The sequence below is a fragment of the Bacteroides sp. MSK.18.37 genome, from assembly GCF_019129155.2.
GTDB classification, from domain to species: Bacteria; Bacteroidota; Bacteroidia; order Bacteroidales; family Bacteroidaceae; genus Bacteroides; species Bacteroides ovatus.
Window position 1 is genome coordinate 3,920,509 of the sequence record NZ_JAHOIB020000001.1, and the last position, 26,437, is coordinate 3,946,945.

The 26,437-nt window shown below is 40.2% G+C and carries 17 protein-coding genes; 8 read left to right on the forward strand and 9 right to left on the reverse strand.

Annotation, left to right across the window (positions count from 1 at the left end):
* Position 1: 1 nt before the first annotated feature.
* From KSX81_RS15185 to KSX81_RS15195, 3 genes are read left to right on the forward strand one after another with little or no spacing between them, the layout of a single operon-like run.
* Positions 2–2,077: a RagB/SusD family nutrient uptake outer membrane protein gene (locus KSX81_RS15185; RefSeq protein ID WP_004305005.1), complete on the forward strand. Its 2,076-nt coding sequence runs from the start codon at positions 2–4 to the stop codon at positions 2,075–2,077.
* 16 nt (positions 2,078–2,093) lie between these two features.
* The gene (locus tag KSX81_RS15190; RefSeq protein ID WP_115483793.1) at positions 2,094–3,767 is read left to right on the forward strand and encodes a DUF5123 domain-containing protein; all 1,674 of its coding nucleotides are present in this window, start codon (positions 2,094–2,096) and stop codon (positions 3,765–3,767) included.
* 33 nt (positions 3,768–3,800) lie between these two features.
* The gene (locus KSX81_RS15195; RefSeq protein ID WP_004299829.1) at positions 3,801–5,105 is read left to right on the forward strand and encodes a pectinesterase family protein; all 1,305 of its coding nucleotides are present in this window, start codon (positions 3,801–3,803) and stop codon (positions 5,103–5,105) included.
* A gap of 36 nt (positions 5,106–5,141) precedes the next feature.
* On the opposite strand, the gene KSX81_RS15200 is transcribed toward KSX81_RS15195, so the two are convergent.
* The gene (locus KSX81_RS15200; RefSeq protein ID WP_115483794.1) at positions 5,142–9,521 is read right to left on the reverse strand and encodes a two-component regulator propeller domain-containing protein; all 4,380 of its coding nucleotides are present in this window, start codon (positions 9,519–9,521) and stop codon (positions 5,142–5,144) included.
* A gap of 212 nt (positions 9,522–9,733) precedes the next feature.
* On the opposite strand from KSX81_RS15200, the gene KSX81_RS15205 reads away from it, so the two are divergent.
* Entirely contained in the window at positions 9,734–11,275 is a 1,542-nt protein-coding gene (locus KSX81_RS15205) for a glycoside hydrolase family 28 protein (RefSeq protein ID WP_004299837.1), read from the forward strand.
* Between the two features lie 111 nt (positions 11,276–11,386).
* Here KSX81_RS15205 and KSX81_RS15210 read toward each other — a convergent pair whose 3' ends face one another.
* From KSX81_RS15210 to KSX81_RS15245, 8 genes are all read right to left on the reverse strand, one after another.
* On the reverse strand, positions 11,387–13,042 hold the full coding sequence (locus tag KSX81_RS15210) for an AMP-binding protein (RefSeq protein WP_004299839.1): 1,656 nt from the start codon (positions 13,040–13,042) through the stop codon (positions 11,387–11,389).
* A gap of 7 nt (positions 13,043–13,049) precedes the next feature.
* Entirely contained in the window at positions 13,050–13,604 is a 555-nt protein-coding gene (locus tag KSX81_RS15215; RefSeq protein ID WP_004299841.1) for a helix-turn-helix domain-containing protein, read from the reverse strand.
* Between the two features lie 39 nt (positions 13,605–13,643).
* Positions 13,644–14,417 (reverse strand): pyrroline-5-carboxylate reductase, encoded by a 774-nt coding sequence (gene proC / locus KSX81_RS15220; RefSeq protein ID WP_004324616.1) that lies wholly within the window; start codon positions 14,415–14,417, stop codon positions 13,644–13,646.
* A gap of 136 nt (positions 14,418–14,553) precedes the next feature.
* Positions 14,554–15,675 (reverse strand): aspartate aminotransferase family protein, encoded by a 1,122-nt coding sequence (locus KSX81_RS15225; protein WP_217725411.1) that lies wholly within the window; start codon positions 15,673–15,675, stop codon positions 14,554–14,556.
* A gap of 12 nt (positions 15,676–15,687) precedes the next feature.
* Positions 15,688–16,656 carry an N-acetyl-gamma-glutamyl-phosphate reductase gene (gene argC / locus KSX81_RS15230; RefSeq protein WP_004304997.1) on the reverse strand — a complete coding sequence of 323 codons (969 nt, stop codon included), beginning with the start codon at positions 16,654–16,656 and terminating at the stop codon, positions 15,688–15,690.
* Positions 16,653–17,861, reverse strand: coding sequence for an argininosuccinate synthase (locus KSX81_RS15235; protein WP_004299848.1), 1,209 nt, complete (start codon positions 17,859–17,861; stop codon positions 16,653–16,655). Before KSX81_RS15235 ends, argC begins: the two co-directional genes overlap by 4 nt.
* A gap of 13 nt (positions 17,862–17,874) precedes the next feature.
* On the reverse strand, positions 17,875–18,453 hold the full coding sequence (locus KSX81_RS15240) for a GNAT family N-acetyltransferase (RefSeq protein WP_004299851.1): 579 nt from the start codon (positions 18,451–18,453) through the stop codon (positions 17,875–17,877).
* Positions 18,454–18,480: 27 nt separating this feature from the next.
* On the reverse strand, positions 18,481–18,954 hold the full coding sequence (locus KSX81_RS15245) for an arginine repressor (protein ID WP_004310466.1): 474 nt from the start codon (positions 18,952–18,954) through the stop codon (positions 18,481–18,483).
* Between the two features lie 267 nt (positions 18,955–19,221).
* Between KSX81_RS15245 and KSX81_RS15250 the strand changes: the two genes are divergently transcribed.
* From KSX81_RS15250 to KSX81_RS15265, 4 genes are all read left to right on the forward strand, one after another.
* Positions 19,222–19,794: an RNA polymerase sigma-70 factor gene (locus KSX81_RS15250; RefSeq protein ID WP_004299858.1), complete on the forward strand. Its 573-nt coding sequence runs from the start codon at positions 19,222–19,224 to the stop codon at positions 19,792–19,794.
* 119 nt (positions 19,795–19,913) lie between these two features.
* Positions 19,914–20,936, forward strand: a complete 1,023-nt coding sequence (locus tag KSX81_RS15255) for a FecR family protein (protein WP_004299860.1) — start codon at positions 19,914–19,916, stop codon at positions 20,934–20,936.
* A gap of 150 nt (positions 20,937–21,086) precedes the next feature.
* Positions 21,087–24,662 carry a TonB-dependent receptor gene (locus KSX81_RS15260; RefSeq protein WP_004324620.1) on the forward strand — a complete coding sequence of 1,192 codons (3,576 nt, stop codon included), beginning with the start codon at positions 21,087–21,089 and terminating at the stop codon, positions 24,660–24,662.
* Between the two features lie 23 nt (positions 24,663–24,685).
* Positions 24,686–26,437, forward strand: coding sequence for a RagB/SusD family nutrient uptake outer membrane protein (locus KSX81_RS15265; RefSeq protein WP_195645537.1), 1,752 nt, complete (start codon positions 24,686–24,688; stop codon positions 26,435–26,437).

A 26,437-nucleotide genomic window follows, 5' to 3' on the forward strand; every position in this document is an offset into this window, starting at 1 on the left:
AATGAAAATACAGAAACTATTTTTAGCGGTTTTATCCTCCTCTGTGTTATGCACTTCGTGTATGGATAATTTTTTGGATACCGAAAGTCCTTCTATTCCAAGTGATGAGAATCTGTTTAAATCGACTGCTCTGACGGAAGCAGCCCTGATGGGTGTATATGCGACAATGACGGACACCTATATATATGGTCAGAAACTGTGTGTCAACTGGCAGGGAGCTTCTGACGTGGAGGTTGGCTCGGGTGCGTTTTCTACGGAAAACTATAATTCGACACTTCGTGATGAAGGTGCTGGCAATTTTTATGACGATAATTATAACCGGAATACCAGATGGGACAAACTTTATTATCTGGCAGAATCCGCCACTACTATCGTAGATGGTATACGTCGGTCACCGTTGATGCAATCTACTTCGGACAAGGCTGCCATGCGTAGATATTTAGGAGAGGCATTAGCACTAAAAGCGTTAGGCTATTTTGAATTGATTCGTTATTGGGGAGATGTGCCATATAAAGAGCATGCGTCTGAAAGCGGATTGGGAAATGTCTATATAGGAAAAGTGGATCGTGATATTGTTTATAATTATATCATAGAGGATTTGAAAGAGGCAATTGAATATCTGCCTTGGATGGGAGAAGAATCATATACGGTAGAACGCATGAATAAAGGTTTTGCCAAAGGACTGCTGGCAAAAGTAGCGCTATTTGCCGGAGGATGGTCTGTACGGGATGGAAATCAGTTTCCGGACTTGGATGTGGAACATCATCCGACCATTCCGGAAATGAACGGATATTTCGTCGGTCGCCCTAAGAATTGGAAAGATTATTATGAACTGGCTGCCAAACAGTGTGCGGAGATTTTGGGAGCGACTGATAATCCTCATGAGCTTGATCCCAGTTATGAGAATATTTGGTCTACTGTCAATCATCTGGAATACAACAAGTATAATGAAAACCTGTTTGAAGTTGCTTTTGGTGAAGGACAGAATGGAGATGTGGGGGCCACGATGGGATACAACCTGAACAGAGGGGTTTTTAATACCACCCAAGGTATGGGAGGGGCAGGATATGCGGCTACTACTGCTTACTATTTTTATTCATTTGATCCGGCAGACACCCGTCGGGATGTTACTTGTGTTTTCCAGGAATATATCAATGAGAATGGAAAAAATAAGGAAGTTATTCGCTGTAATCCATTAGGAGTGGCTTGTGGTAAATGGCGTTGGTATTGGATGACTGATAATTATATGAAAGTCCGTTTCCCGAAAGCTAATTCACGTATTGCTACTGGTATCAACTGGATTTTGATGCGGTATTCAGATATTTACCTGATGTTTGCGGAGGCTCAAAATGTATTGACAGGGCCGGATGCAGTTAGTCCGATTGCCGGTATGTCTCCCCGACAGGCTTTGGAAAAGGTTCGTGAAAGAGCATTTGGTACTGGTGCTCCCGAAATCACGCAGTATGACGCGGATTTCTTCACGGCTATTGTCAATGAACGGGCATGGGAGTTTGGTTGTGAATCTATTCGTCGTCAGGATTTGACACGTTGGGGATTGTTGGCGGAGAAAATAGAAGAGATGAAAATAGGTCTTTGTATGTTGTATGACTACAAGCCGGTGACTATTTTCGGGAAGACTTATCAAGTGGATGAAATACCGAGAAAAATCTATTATAAATATGAAGACTCTGATAATCCGGAATACATTGATATGTCGTCTGTTAACTTCAATGAGGATATGGGAACCGGTACTGCTTCTACATCAAAAGGACAGTATGAGTGCAACTGGATCAGTATGCAGGTGACATTGAATAAGGATGGTGATATAAATGCAACCCTGAATACTAATTATGTGAAAACAATGGCTAGAATATTGGTTTGCGGTACAGGGCTGAATGCGTCTTACGACTATTCGAATTTGTTTGGCAGGCTGAACTGGGGCGGTGAAGCCGAAGCGGAGTTCCGTAAATATTCTGTTGGTAATGGAGTGTGTAATTATCGCCATGTATTCGCTATTTATTATGAGGATGTCAATAAGACGCAAGGGTATGTTTCTAATTCGTATGGTTATAAATAATTAATGGCAGGAAAAAATGAAAAGACTAGTTAATAGATTATCCGGAGCATGCCTGTATGTACTATTGGCTTTGATAGTGGGTATGTTTTCCTGTGAGGACGATGCCAATGACTGGACAGTTAATAAGAACTATGATGCTTTGTTCCGTCCGTTGACGTTCGATAAGTCGGCTACCGATGCGACTTCGGTTACATTAAGATATTCGCAGATTGTGAATGCAAAAGTCTATATTTTTGAGTTTTATACGGACAGCTTGGAGTTTAATGCGGAAAATTATGTAAGGACAGATACGATTCTGAAAGATACATTGACTGTATTTTCAGAGAGTAATACGCCTATGAGGGTGGAATATCGTACTTTGTTTCAGGAGTTCAACGGTTCTACGCAATATTCTGTTCGTATGAAAGGAGAAGATGCGCAGGGAAAGGCAAGCACTTATGTCAGTGTAGCATTTAAAACTCCGGATGAGCAATTATTTACCGGAGTGGAAGTTACAGCTAATTCCGCAACCTTGACATGGGAAGAAACGAACAGAGTAACTCATCTGACGTTGGCTCAAATGGTGGATACGAAATATGGTGAGGAAAAACAGATTGATTTGACTTCGGAAGATATAGTGGCTTGTTCAAAAACACTCTCCGAATTGGAGAATGGAGCGACCTATCGTGTTCGGATTTATAATAATGATGCATTACGTGGTTCGTATGTATTCAAGACACTGGGATTGGGTGGTAGCGAAATCCTTTTTGTGGAGGCTACGGAAACCGGAGTCATTGATTTAAGTACATTGTTATCTAATTTTGTGAAAGAGAAAGAATGTAGCAATGTAACTGTCCAACTTACTCCGGGGGCGGTGTATAAGGTAAGTGAACTAAAGATTCCGGGATTGGATAATATTTTGTTTACCAGTACGGAAGCTAATGAAAATAATCGTCCACAGCTTATTGTGACTAATAAAATATCATTGGCTTCTCCGATACAGTCTCTGTCATTCGAGTTTGTTTGCCTGAATGGAAATGGCGAGGCCAGTTATATGACGGATTGGAAAAATAGTTCTTATGCCCAGTCTATTTCATTCACAGGCTGTGCTATACAGAACATAAAACGTACGCTTGTACGTATTAGCGATGGAAGTGGTGTGTTCATGACGGATATTACGATCGATAACTGTGTCATATCCGAAGTTGGTACGGACGGATATGGAATGATTAATTTCGGAAAAAATATCGATCAGTTGGAAAGGGTTTCTATAACGAATAGTACATTGATTAATATTGGTGACCAGTTGATGGACGTGAAAGGGGGAATCGGTGATGTGATATTGGAAAATTGTACTTTCTATAATTCTATGGATGCTAAGAAGGAATTGCCTAAAGTTTTCCGTTTCGATAATGCGGCAAGTACTCCGCCTTCTCCGAAATCTGCGACAATGCGGAATTTGATTTTCTCCGGTCCGAACAAAGGAAAGAAAATGAATAGTGGAAATGGTGCTTATGACATTTTGAACTTCTCTGATAATTGTTATATCACCTCCGACCTGCAGGAAGGCAATAACAGGTTTGAAGAAATAACGAGAATAAAACAAAGCTCGGATGACTTGTTCGTTGATCCATTAAACGGTGATTTCCATATTAAACCGGGAGCCGGGTTCGCCGGAACGGGTAATGCTGGTGATCCACGTTGGTATTAATTGATCCTATAATTGTTAGGTATAAAGAATATCATGAAGAATATTGTATTATCAATTTTATTGATGAGTGCCTGTGCAATGATTTATGCACAGGCGGACTCATCGCCTTATCAGGCTATTGTAGCTGTTGATGGTAGTGGAGATTATAAAACGGTTCAGGAAGCAATCAATGCTGTACCTGACGGACAGACGAAACCTTGGTTGATTCTGATAAAGAATGGCTTGTATAATGAGCAGGTGATTATCCCTAAGAATAAGCCATACGTACATTTAATAGGCCAGGATAAGGATAAGACCATTATTCATTTAAACTTGAATGTTGGTAGTAAACTGACCGGTAAAGAAATAGGTGGAAAAACAGCTTATTGGGAACACTCGGTTCATAATCCTTCCTCTCCAGTTTATAAATACGAGGGATCGGTAGTGGTGGTAAAAGGAGACCACTTTTATACGGAAAACATTTCGTATGTGAATGACTGGGGAGTTTTATCAGATAATGGTCCGCAGGCTTTGGCTATGAATAGTCAGGCAGATTGTGCTTCCTTTTATAATTGTAAGTTCCGTTCTTTTCAAGATACTTGGATGACTGCCAATAATGATGTCAGTCGGCACTATGTGAAAGATTGCTGGATAGAAGGCGCGGTAGACTATTTTTATGGTGGTGGTGATGTGTTGCTGGAAAACTGTACGCTTTATAATGTACGGAGTGGAGCAGTAATAGTGGCTCCTTCCCATAAAGATGCTAAATATGGTTATGCTTTTCGTAATTGCACTATAGATGGAAACAGTGAAGCGGCTGACGGACGTTTGAAGTTGGGGCGTCCATGGCATAATAATTCGAAGACGGTGTATATCAATACCATCATGCTTATCCCTGTCGCTGATGAAGGATGGACGAATATGGGAACGGTTCCCGGAATTTTTGCCGAATACAATAGTCGTGATGCACAGGGTAATGTGTTGGATTTAAGTAAACGCAAAACGGAATATCAATATAAAGACCGCCAAACCGGTAAGGAAGTATCGGGTACCTGTCAGGCAACTATAACGAAAGAGGAGGCGGACAAATATACGTACGAAAATATGATTCCGGGTAATGATGGCTGGAATCCGCGTATTATGATGGAGAAATTAGGAAGTCCGCGCAGTCTGGTTTATCAGCAAGGCACTCTTAAATGGAATCCTGTGAAAAATGCGATCGGATATATTGTATATGATGGAGAACAGATTCTCGGGACGACTACTGATACCTCTTTTCCGGTGTCGGAAGTGAATTATGCTTTGAAGGTATCTGCCGTGAATCAATATGGAACGCAAGGTAAAAAAGGTGTATTGTAATTGAATATAGAAAACTGGTAAGGAAAGGGGAGGTGCTTATGAGGCATCTCCCTTTCTTTCTTTATATTCTGTAGGAGTGACTCTCATGATTTTTTTGAAGCGCCTGCTAAAGTACTTCGGGTCATTGAAACCGGTCATATAAGCAATTTGGGAGAAACTGTATTCACTTTTTTCAATTAGCTGGGCGGCTCGTTTGATGCGCATTTCACATACGAAATCTACCGGAGTCAGCCCAACAATGGATTTTAATTTTCGGTAGAATACCGTACGGCTTAACATTAGTTTGTTGGCGAAGTCGTCGATGGTGATATCTGTATTATCCATTTGTTCCTCCATAAACGCCATTACTTGTTGCATGAATTGTTCATCGTATGGAGTCACTTGAGGTTGTGAAGGCTCCCACCCATTTATATGATCCTCTTCTTGAGTATGCTCTGACAGTTTCGATAAATATAGATCTTGTAGCTGTTTACGTTGACGGAGCAGCGACAAGATTCTGGTTTTTAAGTATGTAGAGCTGAATGGTTTGGTAATGTAGTCATCGATACCTTGTTCCAGTCCTGCTATCCGATCATCTAAAGAAGATTTTGCTGATAGTAATATAATAGGAATATGGCAGGTGTCATGATCGGCTTTGATTGCTTTCACCATGTCTAATCCATCCATGACCGGCATCATAACATCACTGATTATCAGATCCGGAATGTACTGCTGTGCATATTTTAATCCTTCTTTTCCATTTGTTGCTTCGAGAACAGTGTAAGTCTCTGACAGGATATTCCATAGGAAATGACGTAATTCATTGTTGTCTTCGACAATAAGAATGGAAGTTTTTTCATCCTCTGCGTCGGTTTTATTTTCATTCTTTGCGTATGCTGCCTTGAAGGATGTACTATCCGAATCTTCTTCAGTAGCTTGTATCGTCGGTGAATTATTGTCACTGTCGGATAAAATAAATTCGGCTTGTTGATCGTCTGCAAATGCTTTTTCTTCCTTAGGAAGTGTGACAATGAATTCACTTCCACTTCCCGGCTCGCTTTTCACTTGGATATTTCCGTGATGTAATTCTATTAATTCGCGTACCAGTGAAAGCCCAATGCCGGATGAGGGCTGCAGGATATTGTATTGTGCCAGTGTTTCAAATCGATAAAATAGGGATTGTTGCTTTTCGGGAGCAATGCCAATGCCTTCATCAGATACGGAGATGGTGACTTGCTCCGAACCTGTTATCATATTTACCGTTACTTTCTTCCCGTTCGGTGTATATTTGAAGGCATTTGAAAGTAGATTGAAGAATATCTTTTCAAATTTGTCACGGTCTACCCATGCGTATATTTTGTCTGTATTAGTTTGAAGTTGGAAATCAATTCTCTTTTCTTTTGCTATAAGGTGGAAGCTTTCCATTATCTTCTGTAATTGGGAAACGAGTTCTGTCTTTTCTACCAACACTTTCATCTTCTTATTTTGGATTTTGCGGAAATCCAGTAGTTGATTAACCAGACGAAGCATACGTTCTGTGTTTTTATGTACCAAATTTAGATGTTCCCGAACTGTCGGAGAGATTGCTTCATGCGCTAGAATTTCTGATACAGGGCTGGATATTAAAGTTAAAGGAGTGCGTAATTCATGTGAAATATCAGTGAAGAAGCGTAATTTGATATTGGATAAATGTTGTTCCAAGTCAACCTGATGCCGCAAACGGTAGATATAGAACAGAATGTATACAATGATAGTAGTGAATAACACGAACATGACAATATAGAATAACCATGCCCAGTATGTTTCCCAAAAAGTGGGTAAAACATGAATGGGGAGAGTGCGTATATTATCGGTCCATACTCCGTCGCTATTGCTGGAACGGATTTGCAGTTGATATTCTCCGGCAGGTAAATTTATGTATGTTGCAGAGCGGTTATTACCGGCTTCGTTCCATTCTTCTTCCAGGCCTTGCAGACGATAGGCGTATTCGATGGCATCGGGATTTACATAATCAATGGCTGCAAATTGAAAGGTGACATTACGTTCCGAAGGATTTAGTTCCAGTTCTTTTATGTCATCAAGCGCTACATGAAGTTGACTTCCTTGTATTTTGAGTCCGGTAAATACAATAGGAGGTACGTAAGAACTTTTTTTCATTTGTTCTGTGTTGATTTCAAGTATCCCTTGATTGGTTCCGAGAACGATTTTCTTTTGACTGGTTAGTGTGGGAACTGCTTCAGTGAGATTCAGTTCTCTCTGAAAGTAATTACTTCCATAATTCTCAAATGTTCCTTGTTGTGGATTGAATTTGGATATGGAGTTTTCGGAGATTACCCATAATTGTTTTTGAGTATCTTCGAGCATTGAAAGTACCAAATCAGAAGCTAATCCGTCTTTGATTGTATAACTTTTGAATTGTATATCTTCCGTGAGCAGATTTTTAGAGATAACCTGGCTGATTCCTCCGGTGAATGTTATTACATAAGTGTTTTTTCGACTGTCAGTAAATATCTGCATGACATCATTACTGCTAAGGCTGGAATCTACATTAGGGATACGGTTGCTGTGATAGAACTTAATTTCTTCAGGCTGATCGAACTTATTGGAGAATGTAAGTAAACCATTGGTTGTGCCAATCAATAACACTCCGTTGGGGGCTTCTGCGATATGTCTTATTTTGAGTGAAGTAGAAACAGGATAGTTTTTCAGCCGGTTGCCGCTATGGATAAAGTTGGTAGAACCATCAGGTGCGTGTGATAATAGGTTGAGGCCACCTCCATAACATGCGATCCATATATTGTCATGACTATCCTGAATAATACTATAGACACTATTGTTGCTTAAACTGTATGTATCTTGTGGCTGATGGACGAATTGTTGTAAAAGATAGGAGTGCTCATTTTTCTTCTTTAGAAGGATGAGGCCGTCTTTTTTGGTTCCCATCCATATATTTCCTTGTTTATCTTCCATAAAACAGTACACACTTTTTCCGAAAGTAACCTCTTGAGGGGTGATTATGCCCTGTGGAGAAAGGTAGCCTTCTAATGTCCCATCCGGACGGTAAATTCTGACGTTTCCCTTTTTGGAAGCAACCCAGAGACGTTTCTGTTTGTCGGCAAGAAAAGCACGTATTTCCAATCCATTGTCTATGGGACGTATTCTGTATTTATTGGGATAGAAAGATATTTTGTCTACGCCCCGGTCATTGGTAATCCATACATTCTGTTGCCGGTCGGTATAATAATAGCGAATAGAGGGGGCAAATAGGGAAGCGGGATTATTTTCATCTGCAAAGTATAGTTTCAGTTGATTACTGTCGCGGTCATAATAGCACAAATGCCCTTTTTGAGGACTCATCCATAGTGTGCCTTCATGGTCTTCAAAGATCATGTACCGGTTGTCGCGTTCATATTGGATTAGGTTTTGTATAGGAGCTGTGAAGTGCTGCTTATCTCCTGTTTTCAGATTTAGCTTTATCACACCGGAGGTATTGGCAAAGATCCAGACTTCTCCGGTTTTGTCCTGATAAAAGAAATGAGCTTCATTGGATGGCTGGGTGGCTGTTTGTATATTAAAATGTTGGAATTTTTTCTTTTCTGTATCGTATGTTATAAATCCGTTGTCAGTTCCTAAGCCGATCTTGTCATTAGAAGGGGAAATGGAAGATATGGAATAGATATCTGTGACAGGACATGGTAACTCCTGGAATTTTATATTTCCGTTCTTGGGATCATATATTGCGATTTTTCCGGAAGTTGAGATAAGATATATTCTCTTATTATATTCTTTGACCATTTTGAACGGATAATCGCTGTTGATTCGTTTTTTCCCGATGATGGTTACTCCCTTATCTGTCATGATCCATTCGTCCCCGTCGGAATCTTCGTAAATGTCGAATATCTTGTTTCCTTTTAAATTTTGGTTGAAACTGCTGTATAAAATGATATCTTTTCCTTCTTTGCAGGTTTGCTCATTGATTCTGAAAGCATAACCTTGTTCGCAGGTGATCCATGTAATCCCTTTATTTAAGGTATAGATATTGCTGACTGTGTTGGTCTGTTGCAGGGATGATTCAATAGGAAGGAGTATGTCAATAAACTTCTCTGTCTGAATATCAAATAGATATGCACGGTTATCATAAGATTTGCACCATATATCTCCGTCTTTGCTTTCTGTAATATAAGAGAAACGGTTAGTCGTTAAAGTACAGCCGTCTCCCGGAAATGCTTTGTAATTTTTAAATGTGTATCCGTCGAATTTGTTCAGTCCATTCCAGGTGGCGAACCAAAGAAATCCTTTTTTGTCTTGCATTATATTCACTACTACTCCTTGCGAAAGGCCACTATTGACAGAGAAGTGTTTAATCTGGCAAAGAGGTTGAGCTGCTACAGTCAGACTGGTGTATAAGCATAAAAGGAAAACATAGAGTGTCTTCATGATATTATAAATTATGTGTAGAGCAAAAATAGATAAAACTGGATTAAAAAGGAAATATAAAACCGTGATTGAACATAAAATGCACGCTTTTGCATATTTAATCCACCTGTCTATCCTCTATCAAGCACAATTATTACCCTATAAGGAGAGAAGATACCTCGTACTTTTGTTTTGACAATTAGAACTGGTAAAATTTTAAATGAAAACTATAAATGAAACGTCTATTTATTTGTGTAGTGGGACTTGTTATAGCCGTAACCGCATGGTCTCGTACCTTTAATATGAAGGAGCTTGGAGCTGATCCCCGAGGTATTGAATCTTGTACGGAGTTAATAAACCAAACGATTGAAAAAGCATCTTCTGAAGGTGGAGGAACTATTTATTTCCCGGCAGGTGTTTATTTGACAGCCACTATCCACATGAAAAGTAATATAACTTTGTATGTGGAGTCCGGAGCTGTTCTTCGTTTTTCAGATCGTTTTGAAGATTATCTTCCTTTTGTGAAGATTCGTTGGGAAGGTACAGTGATGAATACTTTGTCTCCCCTGATTTATGCGCATGATGCGGAGAATTTGACTATAACCGGGCGTGGAACGTTGAACGGTAATGGATTCAAATGGTGGAGCTGGGAGAAAGAAACACGGGAGCTGATTAAAAAGAACGGAGGAAAATTGCCTGCTTTGAATAAACTACAACGAATGTGGGAAGAGGCTAATGAAGATCTGGAAATTTCGGATTATTATAAACCTTCTTTAGAGCGTCGTATGTTTCGGCCTCCTTTTATTCAGTTTTATGAATGTAACAATGTGTTGATAGAGAATGTGAAAATTGTCAATTCTCCTTTTTGGACCATAAATCCGGCTTTTTGTGATAATGTAACAGTGCATGGAGTGACGATATATAACCCTTCAAAAGACCCAAAAGGTCCCAATACGGATGGAATAAACCCTTCTTCTTGCCGGAATGTGCGTATTTCTGATTGTTTTATTAGTGTGGGGGATGATTGTATTACAATTAAATCGGGGCGTGATGCTGATGGACGGAAATATGGAAAGGCATGTGAAAATATAACGATAACTAATTGTGTTATGCTTTCCGGTCATGGAGGGGTAGTTATTGGTAGTGAAATGTCAGGCGGTGTAAGGAGAGTGACAATTTCTAATTGTGTTTTCGATGGTACGGATTCCGGTATTCGCTTGAAATCTTCTCGTGGGAGAGGAGGAGTTGTTGAAGAGCTTCGGGTAGATAATATCGTCATGAAGAATATTCAGCGGAATGCCTTCATCTTTGATTTGTTCTATGATAAAGAATCAAAAGTGGAACCTGTCAGTGAACGGACTCCTGTTTTCCGGAACATTCATTTGAGTAATATCACAGGTTCTGATATCAAGCAAATTGGTTATATTAAAGGGATTGAAGAAATGCCTGTACAAGGTTTGTCCTTTTCAAATATTAATATGAAGGCAGAGGTTGGATTTATAGTTGATATTGCTGAGGATATTCGTTTTGATAATGTGGATTTCTCTTCGCAGACTGGTTCACCGTGGCAATTCAGTAAGTGTAAGCAGATTGTTCTGAATAATGTTAGATCGAAGTATCCTGTAAACCAACAACCGATTGTTACTTTTGAAGATGTCGATAATGCTATTATTAATAATTGTTTTCAGATGACTCCTGTGAAGGATTTTTATAAAGCTAATAACAGTCATATTATTGAAGGACATAATTATTGGAAAAAAGAGAGTTTTAAATAAACAGGAACTATCATATTATTTCTGTTGAATTTTATTGTTGGGTAGATATGAGAAGAACGATATTACATCATCTGTAATATCGTTCTTCTATTGATTAGAGTTGTTTATAATTTACTTCTTATCGTTTTCGCGAATCTCCACCCGGCGGATCTTACCGCTGATTGTCTTAGGAAGCTCTTCTACAAACTCGATCACACGCGGATATTTATAAGGAGCAGTCACTTTCTTCACGTGGTTCTGCAATTCCTTAATCAGTTCTTCTCCGGCACGTGCTTTATAGTCTTTGGATAGAACAATCGTAGCTTTTACTACCTGACCGCGAATCTCGTCGGGTACTCCGGTAATGGCACATTCCACAACAGCCGGATGAGTCATCAACGCACTTTCCACTTCGAATGGGCCGATGCGGTAACCGGAACTCTTGATAACGTCGTCTGCACGACCGACAAACCACAGGTATCCGTCTTCATCTTTCCAGGCAACATCGCCGGTGTAATAAATACCATCGTGCCAAGCTTCATGAGTACGTTCCGCATCCCGGTAGTATTCTTTGAAAAGTCCGAGAGGTTTACCTTTGCTGGTGCGGATTACAATTTGTCCTTGTTCACCCGCTTCAACAGAGCGACCTTCATGGTTGATCAAGTCTACATCATATTGAGGATTCGGCAGCCCCATGCTTCCCGGTTTCGGTTCCATCCAAGGCATGGTGGCGATGGTGAGGGTTGTTTCTGTTTGTCCGAAACCTTCCATCAGTTTGATACCCGTCAGCTTCTTGAAAGTTTCAAATACGGCAGGGTTCAATGCCTCTCCGGCAATGGTGCAATATTTAAGTGAAGACAAGTCGTACTTTGTCAGGTCTTCGTGAATCAAGAACCGGAAGATGGTAGGAGGTGCACAGAGAGAGGTGACATGATATTCCTGGATTTTTTCCAGAATAGCTGCCGGGGTAAACTTCTCGTGGTCGTAGACGAAGATATTGGCTCCGGCAATCCACTGTCCGTAGAGTTTTCCCCATACTGCTTTTCCCCAGCCGGTATCGGCAATGGTGAGGTGAAGGCTATTTTCATCCAAGTTGTGCCAAAAACTACCGGTAACGATATGACCTAACGGATAAGTAAAGTCATGTGCCACCATCTTAGGTTCGCCGGTAGTGCCGGAAGTAAAATACATCAGAGAGATGTCATCATTAGTATTCGCATGGCGCGGACGTACAAACGGAGCAGCATTTTCGATACCCTGATGGAAATCTTCGAAGCCTTCCGGGATTTCCGGACCGACACTGACTAACTTTTCAACCGTGGGACATTCGGGAAGAGCCTCTTTGATATGTTGCAGGATGATTCCTTCGCCGGCAGCTACGATCATTTTGATGTCGGCAGCATTGCAGCGATAGATAATATCCTTCTTGGTCAGCAAGTGAGTAGCCGGAATGACAGTTGCTCCTAGTTTGTGAAGAGCGATGGTGCTATACCAGAACTCATAACGGCGTTTCAGAATCAGCATCACCATGTCGCCACGGCCGATACCCAGGCTCTGGAAGTAAGAAGCGGTCATGTCCGTAGATCGTTTCATGTCGGCAAATGAGAATTGGCGACTTTCGCCTTTGTCATTTGTCCAAAGTAAAGCGTTCTTGTCAGGTTGTTCGGCTGCCCAGGCATCTACTACGTCATAACCGAAGTTGAAGTTCTCCGGGACGTTTATTTTCAAATTCTTGTTGAAGTCCTCTTGTGAGCTGAAAGAGGTCTGTGATAAAAATCTTTCTACCATGATGTTGTTACATAATTACTGCCAGAAAACGTACCGTTTTGCCATCGAGCGCTTTCATGCCATGTGGAAGTTTAGAGTTAAAATAAATACTGTCTCCTTGATTGAGGATGATTTCTTTGCCTTCGATGTTGATAAGCATACGTCCTTCGATGACAAGGTTGAATTCCTGTCCATTATGTTTGTTATAATGGATCGGCTCGTCGATTGCTTTCGGTTCAACGGTAACGATGAACGGATCGGCGGTACGGTTCATGAATCCTGAAGCCAGTGACTGGTATTTATAAGCTTTGGTACGTTCAATGCTGATACCTTTGCCGGCACGAGTCACAAAGTAGCTGCTCATTTTAGGTTCTTCGCCAAACATCAGAGCGTCGAGGGCTACATTATACGTACGGGCTATTTTTTGTAACATGCTGACAGAGATGTCGTAATCTCCTGTTTCCGCAAGCCGGTATTCTTCAGCAGAAATGTCACTATCGCGGGCGATATCCTCTGCGGTCAGTTCCAATACATCACGTAATCCGCGGAGGCGTTCTGCTATCTGTTTAATTTGTTCATTCATACAAATGGTTAGTATTTTATGATTAATAATTCTATGGTGTTATTTGGAAGCTTTCATGGCTTTGATAATAGCAGAGGTGAAGCCGTTGTGTTCTAATTCATTGATACCCTTGATGGTGATTCCGCCCGGAGTGGTTACTTTGTCGATTTCTACGCTGGGGTGGGTGTCGTTGTTCTGAATCAGTGCGGCCGCTCCTTTTAAGGATTGGGCTATCATCTGCATGGCATCTTTAGGGCGGAGTCCCATTTCGATTCCGGCTTGCATGGCTGCCTGAATGTATTTCAGTACGTAAGCGATACCGCAGGATGCCAATGCGGTGGCTGCCGCTATTTTATCTTCGGGGATAAGCATCACTGTTCCCATCTCGCTAAATAACCGGAGGATGAAGTTGTCTTGTTCATCATTCGTGTTGCGCGCGGCAACAAGCGTCATGCTTTCCAGTTCGCTGATAGCGGTGTTCGGAATCAGACGGAACATGGGCATTTCCGGTGCTACGACATAATGAGCCAGTTCTTCAAAACTGATGCCGGCAGCTACGGAGATGAGTATCTGTTTGCTTTTTAATTTCAACTCGCGCATCACCGATTCCATAAACCACGGTTTGACGGCAAGGATGACAATGTCTGCTCCTGTGGCTGCTTCCAGATTATTGTTGGTGGTGGAGATACACGGAAATTCTTTTTTCAGTTTCTCTAGTTTTCCGGCACTGGGATTGGATACAATGATATCCGAATCGTCTATCAGACTTCCTTTTGCCAGGCCACGGGCTATTGAACCGCCCATGTTTCCTGCACCGATAATGGCTATTTTCATATACGCTTGTTTTTAATGAGTTGTTACAGACAAAGGTAACAGTTAATTACGAAAAAACAAAAAGCAGCCAGAATAAGAAATAAATTTCTAATAAAGGCTGCTTTTATTGTTGGCTGTTTATTAATCAAATGAGCGGTTAGAGTACTTTTTTGAACCGGGCGAGGAACTCTTTCGCTTCCTCCATGCTGAGACAGAGAGGAGGTAACAGGCGAAGTACATTCGTGCCGCTTGCTCCGGTAAATACATGCTCGTCATAGATGAGACGGCTGCGTAGTTCCTTAATCGGTTCTTCAAATTCGAGGCCGATCATTAGTCCGCGTCCGCGCACTTCTTTGATTTGCGGGAATTTTTTCAGCTCTTCCAGTAAGTAATCACCTATTGCCTTAGCATTTTCTACCAGATTTTCCTGTTCAATGACATCCATCACAGCGAGAGCTGCCGAACATGCCAGGTGATTTCCTCCAAAAGTAGTTCCCAACTGGCCATATACCGGTTTAAACATCGGGCTGATTAAGACACCTGCCATCGGAAAGCCGTTACCGATTCCTTTGGCTACAGTGATGATATCCGGCTTAATGTCATTATATTGATGAGCGAAGAATTTACCGCTACGTCCGTATCCGCTCTGAATTTCATCGAGAATCAGGATCGTTCCTGTTTCGCTGCAAGCTTTGCGGAGTTCCTGCATAAATTCGGTGGTTGGTATCTTGATACCGCCTACACCTTGTATTCCTTCAATGATAACAGCGCATGTGTCTCCTTTAGACAATTCCTGTTTCATCGCTTCCACATCGTTGAGTGGGAGATAGGTGACATGACCGTTATTGTTGATAGGAGCGATAATGGAAGGATTGTGAGTCGCTTCTACTGCAAGAGACGTCCGTCCGTGGAATGCTTTATTGAAAGATACAATCTTAGTACGTCCGTTGTGGAAAGAAGCAAGTTTCAGAGCATTCTCGTTTGCTTCGGCACCACTGTTAATCAGAAACAGGCTGTAGTCTTCATAACCGGAAATCTTGCCCAGTCGTTCGGCTACCTCTTGTTGGAGCTTGTTGATGACGGAGTTTGAGTAGAAACCAAGTTTAGCCACCTGGTTACTTATCATTGCTGTATAGTGAGGGTGTGCATGTCCGATAGAGATAACGGCATGACCTCCGTAGAGATCCAGATATTCCGTTCCGTTCTCATCCCATACTTTGCAACCGTCGCCCTTGACAATGTTGATGTTATATAAAGGATATACGTCGAATAATTTCATAATTCTTTGTTTTTAAAAAGCTGAAGGCTTCAAACGTAGTCCTACGGTTTCTTCCAGATTGAACATTAGGTTCATGTTATGAACCGCTTGTCCGCTGGCGCCTTTCAGCAAATTGTCGATACAAGAGATAATCAATAGTTTGTCACCATGTTTTTCCAGATGTATCAGGCATTTATTAGTATTAACGACTTGTTTCAAGTCAATATTCTTGTCTACGATGTGTACAAAGGAGTCTTTTGCATAATATTCCTCATACATACGAACGATTTCTTCCAGCGCTACTTTGGTTTTGACTACCAGCGTTGCAAAGATACCACGGGCGAAATCACCACGGTATGGAATGAAGTCGATCTCCGCATCGAAACTGTTTTGCAGCTGTTTCAGTGATTGCTTGATTTCCGGAACATGCTGGTGCTCGAATGCTTTGTACACACTCATATTGTTGTTTCTCCAACTGAAATGACTGGTAGCACCCGGTTTCACTCCGGCTCCCGTACTTCCTGTAATAGCATTTACCATTACATCATCTGTCAGCATCAGATTCTTGGCAAGCGGAAGCAAACCAAGCTGGATGCAGGTTGCAAAACAGCCGGGGTTGGCTACGTGCTTCGCCGTACAAGTGGCGCGACGGTTCAGTTCTGGCAGACCGTAGATAAAGTCGTGGTCGTCACTTTTGATACGGTAGTCCATGGAGAGGTCGATAATCTTCAGGTTTTCCGGTATGTTGTGACTTTCCATGAATTTCTTTGTATCTCCGTGGGCGGTACAGAAGAAAAGAACGTCGATTTCGTCCAGAGGTAACTGGTCGGTGAACGTTAAATCCGTTTCTCCATACAAGCCTTCGTGTACGTCGGTAATTCTGTTTCCGGCATTACTGCTGCTGTTGATAAATACGATTTCAGTTTCCGGATGGTTGAGCAGCAGACGGATTAACTCGCCTGCAGTATATCCTGCGCCACCAATGATTCCTGCTTTAATCATATCTCTTCGTCTTTGTGGTTATTATAGTAAACACGTAGCGGAGTAGAAGTTACTTTGATAAAGCCTTTTGCGTCTTCAGCTGTCCAGCCTTTCTGCATTTCACCGTATTCTCCGAATTTAGTCTTCACCAGATCATCTTCCGATTCTACACCTACCGTAGAGAAGGAAAGAGGGCGAAGCTCGAGGATAGCTGTACCGTTTACGTTGCGCTGGCTTTCCTGCAACATGGCTTCGATGTCACGCATCACCGGCTCCAGGTATTGACTTTCGTGGAGGAACATACCGTACCAGTTAGCTACTTGATCCTTCCAATATTGTTGCCATTTGCTTAATGTATATTTCTCAAGGAAACGGTGAGCGCCGATAATCAACATCGGGGCAGCTGCTTCGAATCCTACACGGCCTTTGATACCGATAATTGTATCGCCTACGTGCATATCACGGCCGATACCGTATGCTGCGCCAATCTCTTCCACTTTCTGGATGGCTTTGATCGGGTCGTCAAACTTCTCGTCGTTGACAGCTTTCAGTTCCCCTTTTTCGAAAGTCAGGCGGAGCTGTTCGCTGCCTTCTTTTTCAACGTGCTTGAGGTAAGCTGTTTCCGGGAGTCCTTGCGCGGAGTCGAGGATTTCGCCACCACAGATAGAAGTACCCCATAAGCCTACGTTATAAGAGTATTTTAGTTTGGTGAAGTCTGCACTGAAACCATGCTTGTTCAGATAGTCGATTTCTTCCTGACGGCTCAATGCCATATCACGGGTTAATGTGATGATTTCCACATTGGGAGCCAGTACGAGGAAAGTCATATCGAAACGAATCTGGTCGTTACCTGCGCCGGTAGAACCATGTGCAATGGCGTCTGCACCAATTTCGTTAGCATAGCGTGCGATAGCCAATGCCTGGAAAATACGTTCGGAACTAACCGAAATAGGATAAGTACCATTACGCAGCACATTTCCGAAAACCATGTATTTCAGGCTCTTTTCGTAGTATTCCTGGGTAACGTCTATTGTTACATATTTCGTAGCTCCCAGTTTATAAGCATTTTCTTCGTTTGTTTTCAGTTGTTCTTCACTGAAACCACCCGTATTGGCACAAGCTGCATATACTTCGTAACCTTTTTCTTTGGCGAGGTACATGACGGTGAACGATGTGTCCAGTCCGCCGCTGAATGCCACCACTACTTTTTTCTTCTTTTCTTCCATAGTGCTGTATCTTTTAAATGTTATTTCTTTCTTGTTCTTTTTTGATGTTCCGCGGCTCTGTCGGATCGTATAGCATGGCTGTACAGATGCAGAACTTGCGGTTTTTCGCTACCAGGATATCATGGTTGATACATCCTTCGCATCCTTTCCAGAAAGCTTCGTCGTCTGTCAGTTCGTTGAAGGTGACAGGCACATAACCCAGTTCGGTGTTCATCTTCATGACAGCTGCTCCGGAGGTCAGACTGAATATTTTTGCTTTCGGCCATCGGAGACGTGCCAGTTGGAAAGAAGCCTGTTTGATACGTTTGGCCAGTCCTAATCCACGGAAATCGGGATGAACGATCAGACCGGAAGTAGCCACGTACTGCTTGTTTCCCCATGATTCGATGTAGGTGAATCCGGCAAAAGTATCGCCACAAAGAGCAATAATCGCCTTACCTTCTTTCATCTTTGTCGCTACGTATTCGTGTGTGCGTTCCGCAATTCCTGTTCCTCGTACGGCGGCAGCATTTCTGATAGTTTCCAAAATAGTGTCAACGTAAACCTCATGTGAGGCGTCGGCTACCATAACATCTATTTGTTGAGTGTCCATTTCTTTATTATATAATAATAGGTATAATTATTCGATATTGGGAATGATGAGTGACAGAAGCTGACGTATTTTGCTGATGGCAACTCCTTCACGCAACACCAACATGATTGTATCGTCACCGGCAATGGTTCCCAGAATTTCACTGAATTCATTGTTGTCGATGTCATACGCCATGCTGCTCGCATAACCGGGACGGGTGCGGATAACGGCAATGTTACCGGAAAACTGTAAAGAGATAAATCCGTTGTTACGTAACATTTCACCGGCACTCTGGTCGGTAGAACGTTTATACATAATGTTGTTCGGCAGTACATATACGTACTTCCCGTTCATACTGGCAGCCTTGGCTACTTTCAATTGTTTCAAGTCGCGGGAGAGGGTGGCCTGTGTCAGTTCGAAGCCTTCGCGGTTCAGCTCTTGCAGCAGTTCTTCCTGCGAACCGACCTCCTTGCTTGAGATTATCATTTTGATGGCGTCTAACCGATTTGCTTTCTTCTTCATTGTATAATTATTCTAAGAATGGCGCAAAAGTATGCATTATTTCGGAGAAAAGATGCATAAAACCAAAGTTTTTTTGCATAAAAGTGAAAATACTTTAGAAAGGGATAGTGATATAATCAGGATATATGTGGGTATATGTAACAAAGTTGTTTCTTTATTGCTTCATTTTGTGCTGACTTTTTTTATTGTCTATTAAAAAAGATGCAATTGTTTGTTTAGGGATTTTTAAATATATAAATTTGTAAAGTGAATAAGGAGACAAATCGTATGATAGATGAAGATATTGAGCTTTATTCTCTTTTTAGAAAAGGAGATAGAAAGGCTTTTGATACTTTATTTTTGAAGTATTATTCCATACTATGTGCCTTCGGGAAGTACTATATTCCTATAGAAGATGCTGAAGAAGTTGTTTTGGATATCATGACATGGCTATGGGAAAACAGAGAATTCCAGATCATAGAAACTTCTTTGCGAAGTTATTTGTTTATGGCGGTCAGAAACAGATGCTTGGATTTAATAAGTAAGAATCAGACAAAAAGACGTTGTTATGAGCATATGTTTGCTAAAGAAATGCAGACAAGTTTTGAAGATCCTGATTTTTATGTAGTGGAGGAATTGATGGCGAAAATAGAAAAGGCCGTGATGCGATTGCCGGACTCCTATCGTATAACTTTTGAGATGAGCCGTTATCAAGATAAAACATATAAAGAGATTGCGAAAGAATTAAACGTTTCCATAAAATTAGTGGAGTATCGTATCCAGCAAGCATTGAGACTTTTACGTGTAGAACTAAAAGACTATTTACCGTTGATTACAATCATATTCCCTTATTTTCTCTAAGGATAGCCGATTCGTTTTTGAGTCTTAAAATAAAAATGCAGCTTTTAATTAAAAAAGTTGCATTTTTGTTTAGGGGCTAATTGAAGTATTCCGTCTTCTTAATAAAATGAACATAAAAGATGATGGAATTACATGAAAATATAGATGAGGCTCTTTTACTCCTTTATTTTTCCGGTACACTAGGAGAGAAAGAAAAAGAAGAGGTAGAAAATTGGATTTCCCTCTCTGAAGAGAACAGAAAAATAGCTAAACAGATTTGTTACATACACCACGTAACAGATATAATAGATACCGTGAAGCAGATAGATCCTAAACAGGCATTGGTGAAGCTGGATAAGAGATTGTCAAAAAGGAAGAAAATAAACTGGTGGGAATGGGGGATAAGAGCAGCAGCTGTGTTATTTATTCCTTTATTCTTATCTTTCTTCTATTTTGTATTTAATCAAGATAAAAATTATGATCGTTATGTCGAAATTCGGTCTAATCCGGGGATGATGACAAAAGTGGAGTTACCGGATGGTACTTGGGTATGGCTGAATTCTGCTTCTTATCTAAAATATCCAGTGTCTTTTGAAGGAGAATATCGAAAGGTTGAATTGCTCGGAGAAGCTTATTTTTCAGTACAAAAGGATAATGGACGGAAATTCTTAGTCGATGTAGGAAAGGGGATTGAATTAGAGGTTTTAGGTACTGAATTTAACGTGGATGCTTATCCGGATGATAAGTTTGTAGCTGCTACTTTGGTGACAGGTAGAGTAAAATTCCATTGTCAGCAGAAAGGCAGGGAGGTTACTTATAGTATGCAACCCGGACAGAAGGTGATTTATAATTTATTGGATGAGAAACTTTTGTGTACAACTACTTTTGTTGAATCTGATATTGCTTGGAAAAGTGGAAGGATCATTTATCGAGATACTCCTCTTGAAGATGCTTTAAGAACTTTGAGCAAGCGTTTTGACGTAGAGTTCCGTATTGTTAATCCATTATTAAAGAAATATTGCTTTACAGGTACTTTTATTAATCAACGTCTGGATAAGATCTTGGAACACTTCAAAATAGCTTCAGGGGTGAGATACAGATATCTTGAATCGGCATTGGACAACGGTGTTGTGAAAGAGAAAACAATAATAGAAATTTATTAAACAAAAAAGAACTATGAAAACACTCCCTCCTTAAACAAAAAATATGGGAAAAATATAGCACTATTCTTCCCATATAAAAAATCATTTAGCCTTACTTGTTTGCCGACAAGTGTAGTTAACTTTATTTTTAATTTAAATCACAACAAATTTATGCAAAAACATTGTAGTATCCAAATTCTTGGGATTAAAAGGCTACTGAAAGCAACTTTAAAAGGAATTCCATTGCCTATGAGATTATTAATTATTATGCTATGTGTTTCGATAGGATGCATTCGTGCGACAAATACTTATGCGCAAAATGCGATCCTTGACTTGAAAGTCAATAATCAAACGATTGAAACCGTCTTGAAAATAATAGAATCGCGGACTGACTTTGTATTCTTCTTTAACAGTCAGCAGGTTAATGTACATAAACGTGTCTCTATTAATGTCAATAAACAGAATATTTTTAAAATTCTAGATGAGGTTTTTAAGGGAAGTGACGTTGTTTATTCAGTGCTTGATAAAAGCATAATTTTGTCTAGTAAAAGATTTGCGCCTGATGGAAATTTGAAGAAGATTACAGGTAAGGTCGTTGATACGAACGGTGAACCGTTGATTGGTGTTACAATTGCTCTGAAAGGAAGCAATAGAGGAACGGTGAGTGATGTAAACGGAAATTTTTCTTTAAACGGAGAAGAAGGAAAGCTTAATGTGTTGAATATCTCATATATTGGTTATAAAGACCAACAGGTAAAAGTTGAGGATGGTAAAACTTTGATTATTACATTGGAAGAGGATACCAAGGTTTTGGAAGAAGTAGTTGTTGTGGGATATGGTACACAGAAAAAAATCAATTTGACGGGTGCTGTTGCTGTGGTTGACGATAAACAAGTAATCGGACGTTCGGCCGATAATTTGTCTAAACTACTTCAAGGAGCTGTTCCTAATATGAATGTTACTGTTTCTAACGGTCGTCCGGGACAGGGTGGTAGCATAAATATTCGTGGTATCAATTCTATCAGTAGTAGTGCCACGCCTTTGATATTAGTTGATGGTGTAGAAGGTACTATCGATGCAGTGAATCCCAATGATGTGGAGTCTATTAGTGTATTGAAAGATGCTTCTTCGGCTGCTGTATATGGGGCTCGTGCAGCTTATGGAGTAATTTTGGTTACAACAAAATCTGGTAATGATGGTAAAACACGTGTTTCTTATAACGGACGTTATAGCTTTGGCTCACCTACAGTTTCCAGAGATTTTGAGACTCGCGGTTATTATTCGGCGGCTATCAATGATATGTTTTATTCTACCTATCAAGGTTCTAACTATACGAATTATAATGATGAAGATTATTATGAAATGTGGATCCGGCGTAATGATAAAACGGAAAATCCGGAACGACCGTGGGTGGTTATCAAAGATGGTGAATATAAATATTATGGTAACTTTGATTGGTATAACTACTTCATGGATGAGTCTCGTCCTACATGGGAACACAATATTAGTGTCAGTGGTGGCAATAAGAAAGTGCACTATTTCCTTTCCGGTGCTTATTATGATCAGAAAGGAGTTATTCGGAAAAATATGGATAGTTTCACTAAATACAATTTCCGTTCCAAGGTAAGTATTGAGATTGCTCCATGGTTGAAGATAAGTAATAATACGTCATACAAAAAGGATTCTTATCCATTTCCGGGGCCAGGTGCTATTAACAATCTTTTTGATGCGATAAGTAAGCATGCCTTAGCTTCTATTGTTCCAATCAATCCGGATGGTACATATATGGGGAATGCAACAGTTATTACAGGAGGATATCGCCCTGCTAATGATCTTAGTGCAATTCTTGAATACGGTAAACACAAGAATGAGGATACTAATTACTTTTTTAATACCACCTTTGAGGCGGTAATGACACCTGTTAAGAATGTAACGGTGACGGCTAATTATTCGTTTGCTCAACATGAATATACGGCAATGAATCGTAGTGCTAATTATCCATATTCACGTGTACCCGGAGAAGTTCTTTGGAAAACAGATGGTTATGGCCTTAATACTCTTTATGAACGTTCTAATCATGATTGGTTTCATTCATACAATATTTATGGAAATTATACAAATACATTTGCCGATGTGCACCATGTAAGTGCAACTGCCGGTGTCAATTATGAAACTAAATTTTTTAAAGACATCAAAATACAACGTAATGATTTATTGTCCGAAGATTTAACTGATTTTAATTTAGCTAATGGTGATGAAATGAGTATTGCGGGTGGTAAAAATAGATATGCTCTTTTCGGTCTTTTTTATCGTTTGAATTATGACTATAAAAATAGATATTTATTTGAATTTAGCGGACGCTATGATGGTAGTTCACGGTTTGCCCGGGGACATCGCTATGGCTTTTTTCCTTCAGTTTCTGCCGGGTGGAGAATTAATGAAGAAAAGTTCTTTGCACCATTACGTAAACAAATTAGTAATTTGAAATTACGCTTTTCTTTGGGAGCATTAGGAAACCAACAAGTCGGATATTATGACTATTTGCAGACTATATCTTCTGGTGGTACAATTTCTTATGCTTTTGGTGATAAAAATAAAGCGTCAGGTGCTAGTATCTCTGCTCCGAATGCTTCTGATTTCACTTGGGAAACGGTTGTTACAAAAAATATCGGTTTGGATCTCGGACTATTGAATAATCGTTTGAATATGACGGCTGATATATATGTACGTGATACGAAAGATATGTTGATGGCTTCCAAGGATCTTCCGAATGTATATGGTGCTTCTTCTCCAAAAACAAATGCTGCTAACTTACGTACGAAAGGTTGGGAAGCATCGATTAGTTGGAATGATTCTTTTAATCTAAAGGGAAAAGCGTTCCATTATTCTGTCGTACTAGGCTTGGCTGATAATACGACTAAAGTGACAAAGTATAACAATGATAACAAAACATTGGGCACTCCATATGAAGGACAACAACTGGGAGAGATTTGGGGATATGTTGTTGATGGTCTCTTCAAAACTGATGAAGAAGCTGAAAACTATCCGGTAAATCAGAGTTACGTAAATAATATATTGAATATTTCTGTAAAATCTCAAGGTCTCCATGCGGGGGATGTGAAATATGTGGACTTGGATGGCGATAATATTATTTCTCCTACTTTATCGGCAAACGATGTGAAGGATCAGAAAGTGATTGGAAATTCTTTACCAAGATATACATATTCTGTCAGATTAGCTGCAGATTGGAATGGAATTGATTTTTCTGCTTTGTTGCAAGGCGTCGGTCGCCAACATTGGTATCCCAATGGTGAAACTAGTCTGTTCTGGGGTCCCTATGCCCGTCCTTATTGTACTTTTATTCCGAAGGATTTCTTGACAGATGTTTGGTCAGAAGATAATCCGGATGCTTATTTCCCACGTCCGAGAGGCTATGTGGCATTGGATGTTAATCCACGTGAGTTGTCTAAACCTAATACTCGCTATTTGCAAAATGTGGCTTATTGCCGTCTTAAAAATGTAACAGTCGGTTACTCTTTGCCACGTACTTGGCTAAAGGCTTTGCATATGGAACGTGTCAGGGTTTATTTTAGTGGAGAGAATCTTTTTACATTCAGCCCTTTACATAGTAATTATATTGATCCGGAACATGCTGGGGCTTCTACGAGCTGGAAAAGTGGTCATACGAACGTGACTTCTTATCCAATGAGTAAGACCTATTCATTTGGAATTGATGTGACTTTTTAATGGAAAATAAAAACTAGGATAATATGAGTAGTATAAAATATAAAATATGGATGCTCTTGCCTCTGATGGCAATGATTTCTTGTGAAAGTATTTTGGATAAATTTCCGGAAGATAAAATTACACCGGAAACATTCTTTACAACAGAAAACGAGTTAGAATTGTATTCAAACAATTTCTATGTCGCTTGTATTTCGGGTACAGGAGTGTTTAAAGATTACGGTGATGTAATTATTCAGCCTATCTTGGAAAAAGCGATTAGCGGGCAACGCACTATACCTGAAACAGATTCTAATTTCGATGGTTGGGGTTGGGGAGCCCTTCGTGATATTAATTTCTGCCTGGAGAACATTTATCGTTGCCAGAATGAGGAAGTACGGAATCATTATGAAGGTTTGGCACGTTTTTTTAGAGCTTATTTTTATTTTGTAAAGGTGAGGCGTTTTGGAGATGTGCCATGGTATGATTATGTGATTGGAAGTGCTGATACGGAAGCTTTGAGTAAACCTAGAGATTCTCGTGAGTTTGTAATGGGGAAAGTATTGGAGGACATTGATTTCGCGATTGATAATTTGAGAAAACAAAAAGATGTATACCGGGTGACTCGTTGGACTGCTTTGGCTTTAAAATCCAGAATTTGTTTGTTTGAAGGTACATTTCGAAAGTATCATGGTTTGAATGATTGGGAAAAGTATCTTCGTGAATGTGCATCCGCATCGGATATCTTTATCAATGAGAGTGGTTATACAGTTTATACGGCAGGTTCTACCCCTTATTTCAATTTATTTGGCTCTTTGAATGCTGAACCCACGGAAATAATCCTGGCGAAAGATTACAATGCAGCTTTGGGATTGACTAATATTGTACAGGCATTTTGCAATTCTCCTGGTGAGGCAAATTCAGGTGTGACAAAGCGTTTTGTTAATTCTTATCTGATGAAAGATGGTTCTCGTTTTACAGATAAGAGTAATTATGAGACTATTGGATTTGTGGAAGAGATGAAAAACCGTGATCCGCGTCTGACACAAACGATTCGTGCAGCAGGATATGTACGTGATGACGGGAAAAAATATCTGCCAAACTTTAAGTTGGCAAAATTAGGGTATCATCTGAAGAAGTACGATTGTGGAGTTAAATATGATATGTCTTCTGAATCTGATTTGCCATTGTTTCGTACAGCCGAAGTTTATTTGAATTGTGCGGAAGCAAAAGCAGAATTGGGGACATTGACTCAGGATGATTTGAATAAAACAATTAATAAGCTAAGGGCTCGTGTAAATATGCCGAATTTATTAATGGCAACAGCAAATGCTAATCCGGACCCTTATTTGAAGGAGTGGTATCCGCACGTGGAAAGTGACGATAATCAGGGGATTATCCTTGAAATTAGACGTGAACGCGCTATAGAACTGGTAATGGAAGGCTTTAGATATTATGATATCATGCGTTGGAAGGAAGGTAAAATATTTGAAAAACCATTTCTTGGTATTTATTTTCCCGGTCCGGGTGAATATGATTTGGACGGTGATGGAACGAATGATGTTTATCTGTATTTGAGTACTGATAAAGGAAACTCTTCTTGTGTAGATCAGTTTGAGATAGGTGGTGAACTTAGCTTGGATCATGAGACAAGTGGTAATTTGATTATTCATCAAAGTATCAAAAGAGTATGGAATGAGGACAAGGATTACTTGTACCCGATACCAACAAAGGATCGTGTTTTAACAGATGGAGCATTAACGCAGAACCCGGGTTGGAATGATGGACTTATTTTTTAA

Coding starts and splice junctions, on each gene's coding strand:
- KSX81_RS15185 (WP_004305005.1), top strand. CDS start 2: ATGAAAATACAGAAACTATTTTTAGCGGTTTTATCCTCCTCTGTGTTA.
- KSX81_RS15190 (WP_115483793.1), top strand. CDS start 2,094: ATGAAAAGACTAGTTAATAGATTATCCGGAGCATGCCTGTATGTACTA.
- KSX81_RS15195 (WP_004299829.1), top strand. CDS start 3,801: ATGAAGAATATTGTATTATCAATTTTATTGATGAGTGCCTGTGCAATG.
- KSX81_RS15200 (WP_115483794.1), bottom strand. CDS start 9,521: ATGAAGACACTCTATGTTTTCCTTTTATGCTTATACACCAGTCTGACT.
- KSX81_RS15205 (WP_004299837.1), top strand. CDS start 9,734: ATGAAACGTCTATTTATTTGTGTAGTGGGACTTGTTATAGCCGTAACC.
- KSX81_RS15210 (WP_004299839.1), bottom strand. CDS start 13,042: ATGGTAGAAAGATTTTTATCACAGACCTCTTTCAGCTCACAAGAGGAC.
- KSX81_RS15215 (WP_004299841.1), bottom strand. CDS start 13,604: ATGAATGAACAAATTAAACAGATAGCAGAACGCCTCCGCGGATTACGT.
- proC (WP_004324616.1), bottom strand. CDS start 14,417: ATGAAAATAGCCATTATCGGTGCAGGAAACATGGGCGGTTCAATAGCC.
- KSX81_RS15225 (WP_217725411.1), bottom strand. CDS start 15,675: ATGAAATTATTCGACGTATATCCTTTATATAACATCAACATTGTCAAG.
- argC (WP_004304997.1), bottom strand. CDS start 16,656: ATGATTAAAGCAGGAATCATTGGTGGCGCAGGATATACTGCAGGCGAG.
- KSX81_RS15235 (WP_004299848.1), bottom strand. CDS start 17,861: ATGGAAGAAAAGAAGAAAAAAGTAGTGGTGGCATTCAGCGGCGGACTG.
- KSX81_RS15240 (WP_004299851.1), bottom strand. CDS start 18,453: ATGGACACTCAACAAATAGATGTTATGGTAGCCGACGCCTCACATGAG.
- KSX81_RS15245 (WP_004310466.1), bottom strand. CDS start 18,954: ATGAAGAAGAAAGCAAATCGGTTAGACGCCATCAAAATGATAATCTCA.
- KSX81_RS15250 (WP_004299858.1), top strand. CDS start 19,222: ATGATAGATGAAGATATTGAGCTTTATTCTCTTTTTAGAAAAGGAGAT.
- KSX81_RS15255 (WP_004299860.1), top strand. CDS start 19,914: ATGATGGAATTACATGAAAATATAGATGAGGCTCTTTTACTCCTTTAT.
- KSX81_RS15260 (WP_004324620.1), top strand. CDS start 21,087: ATGCAAAAACATTGTAGTATCCAAATTCTTGGGATTAAAAGGCTACTG.
- KSX81_RS15265 (WP_195645537.1), top strand. CDS start 24,686: ATGAGTAGTATAAAATATAAAATATGGATGCTCTTGCCTCTGATGGCA.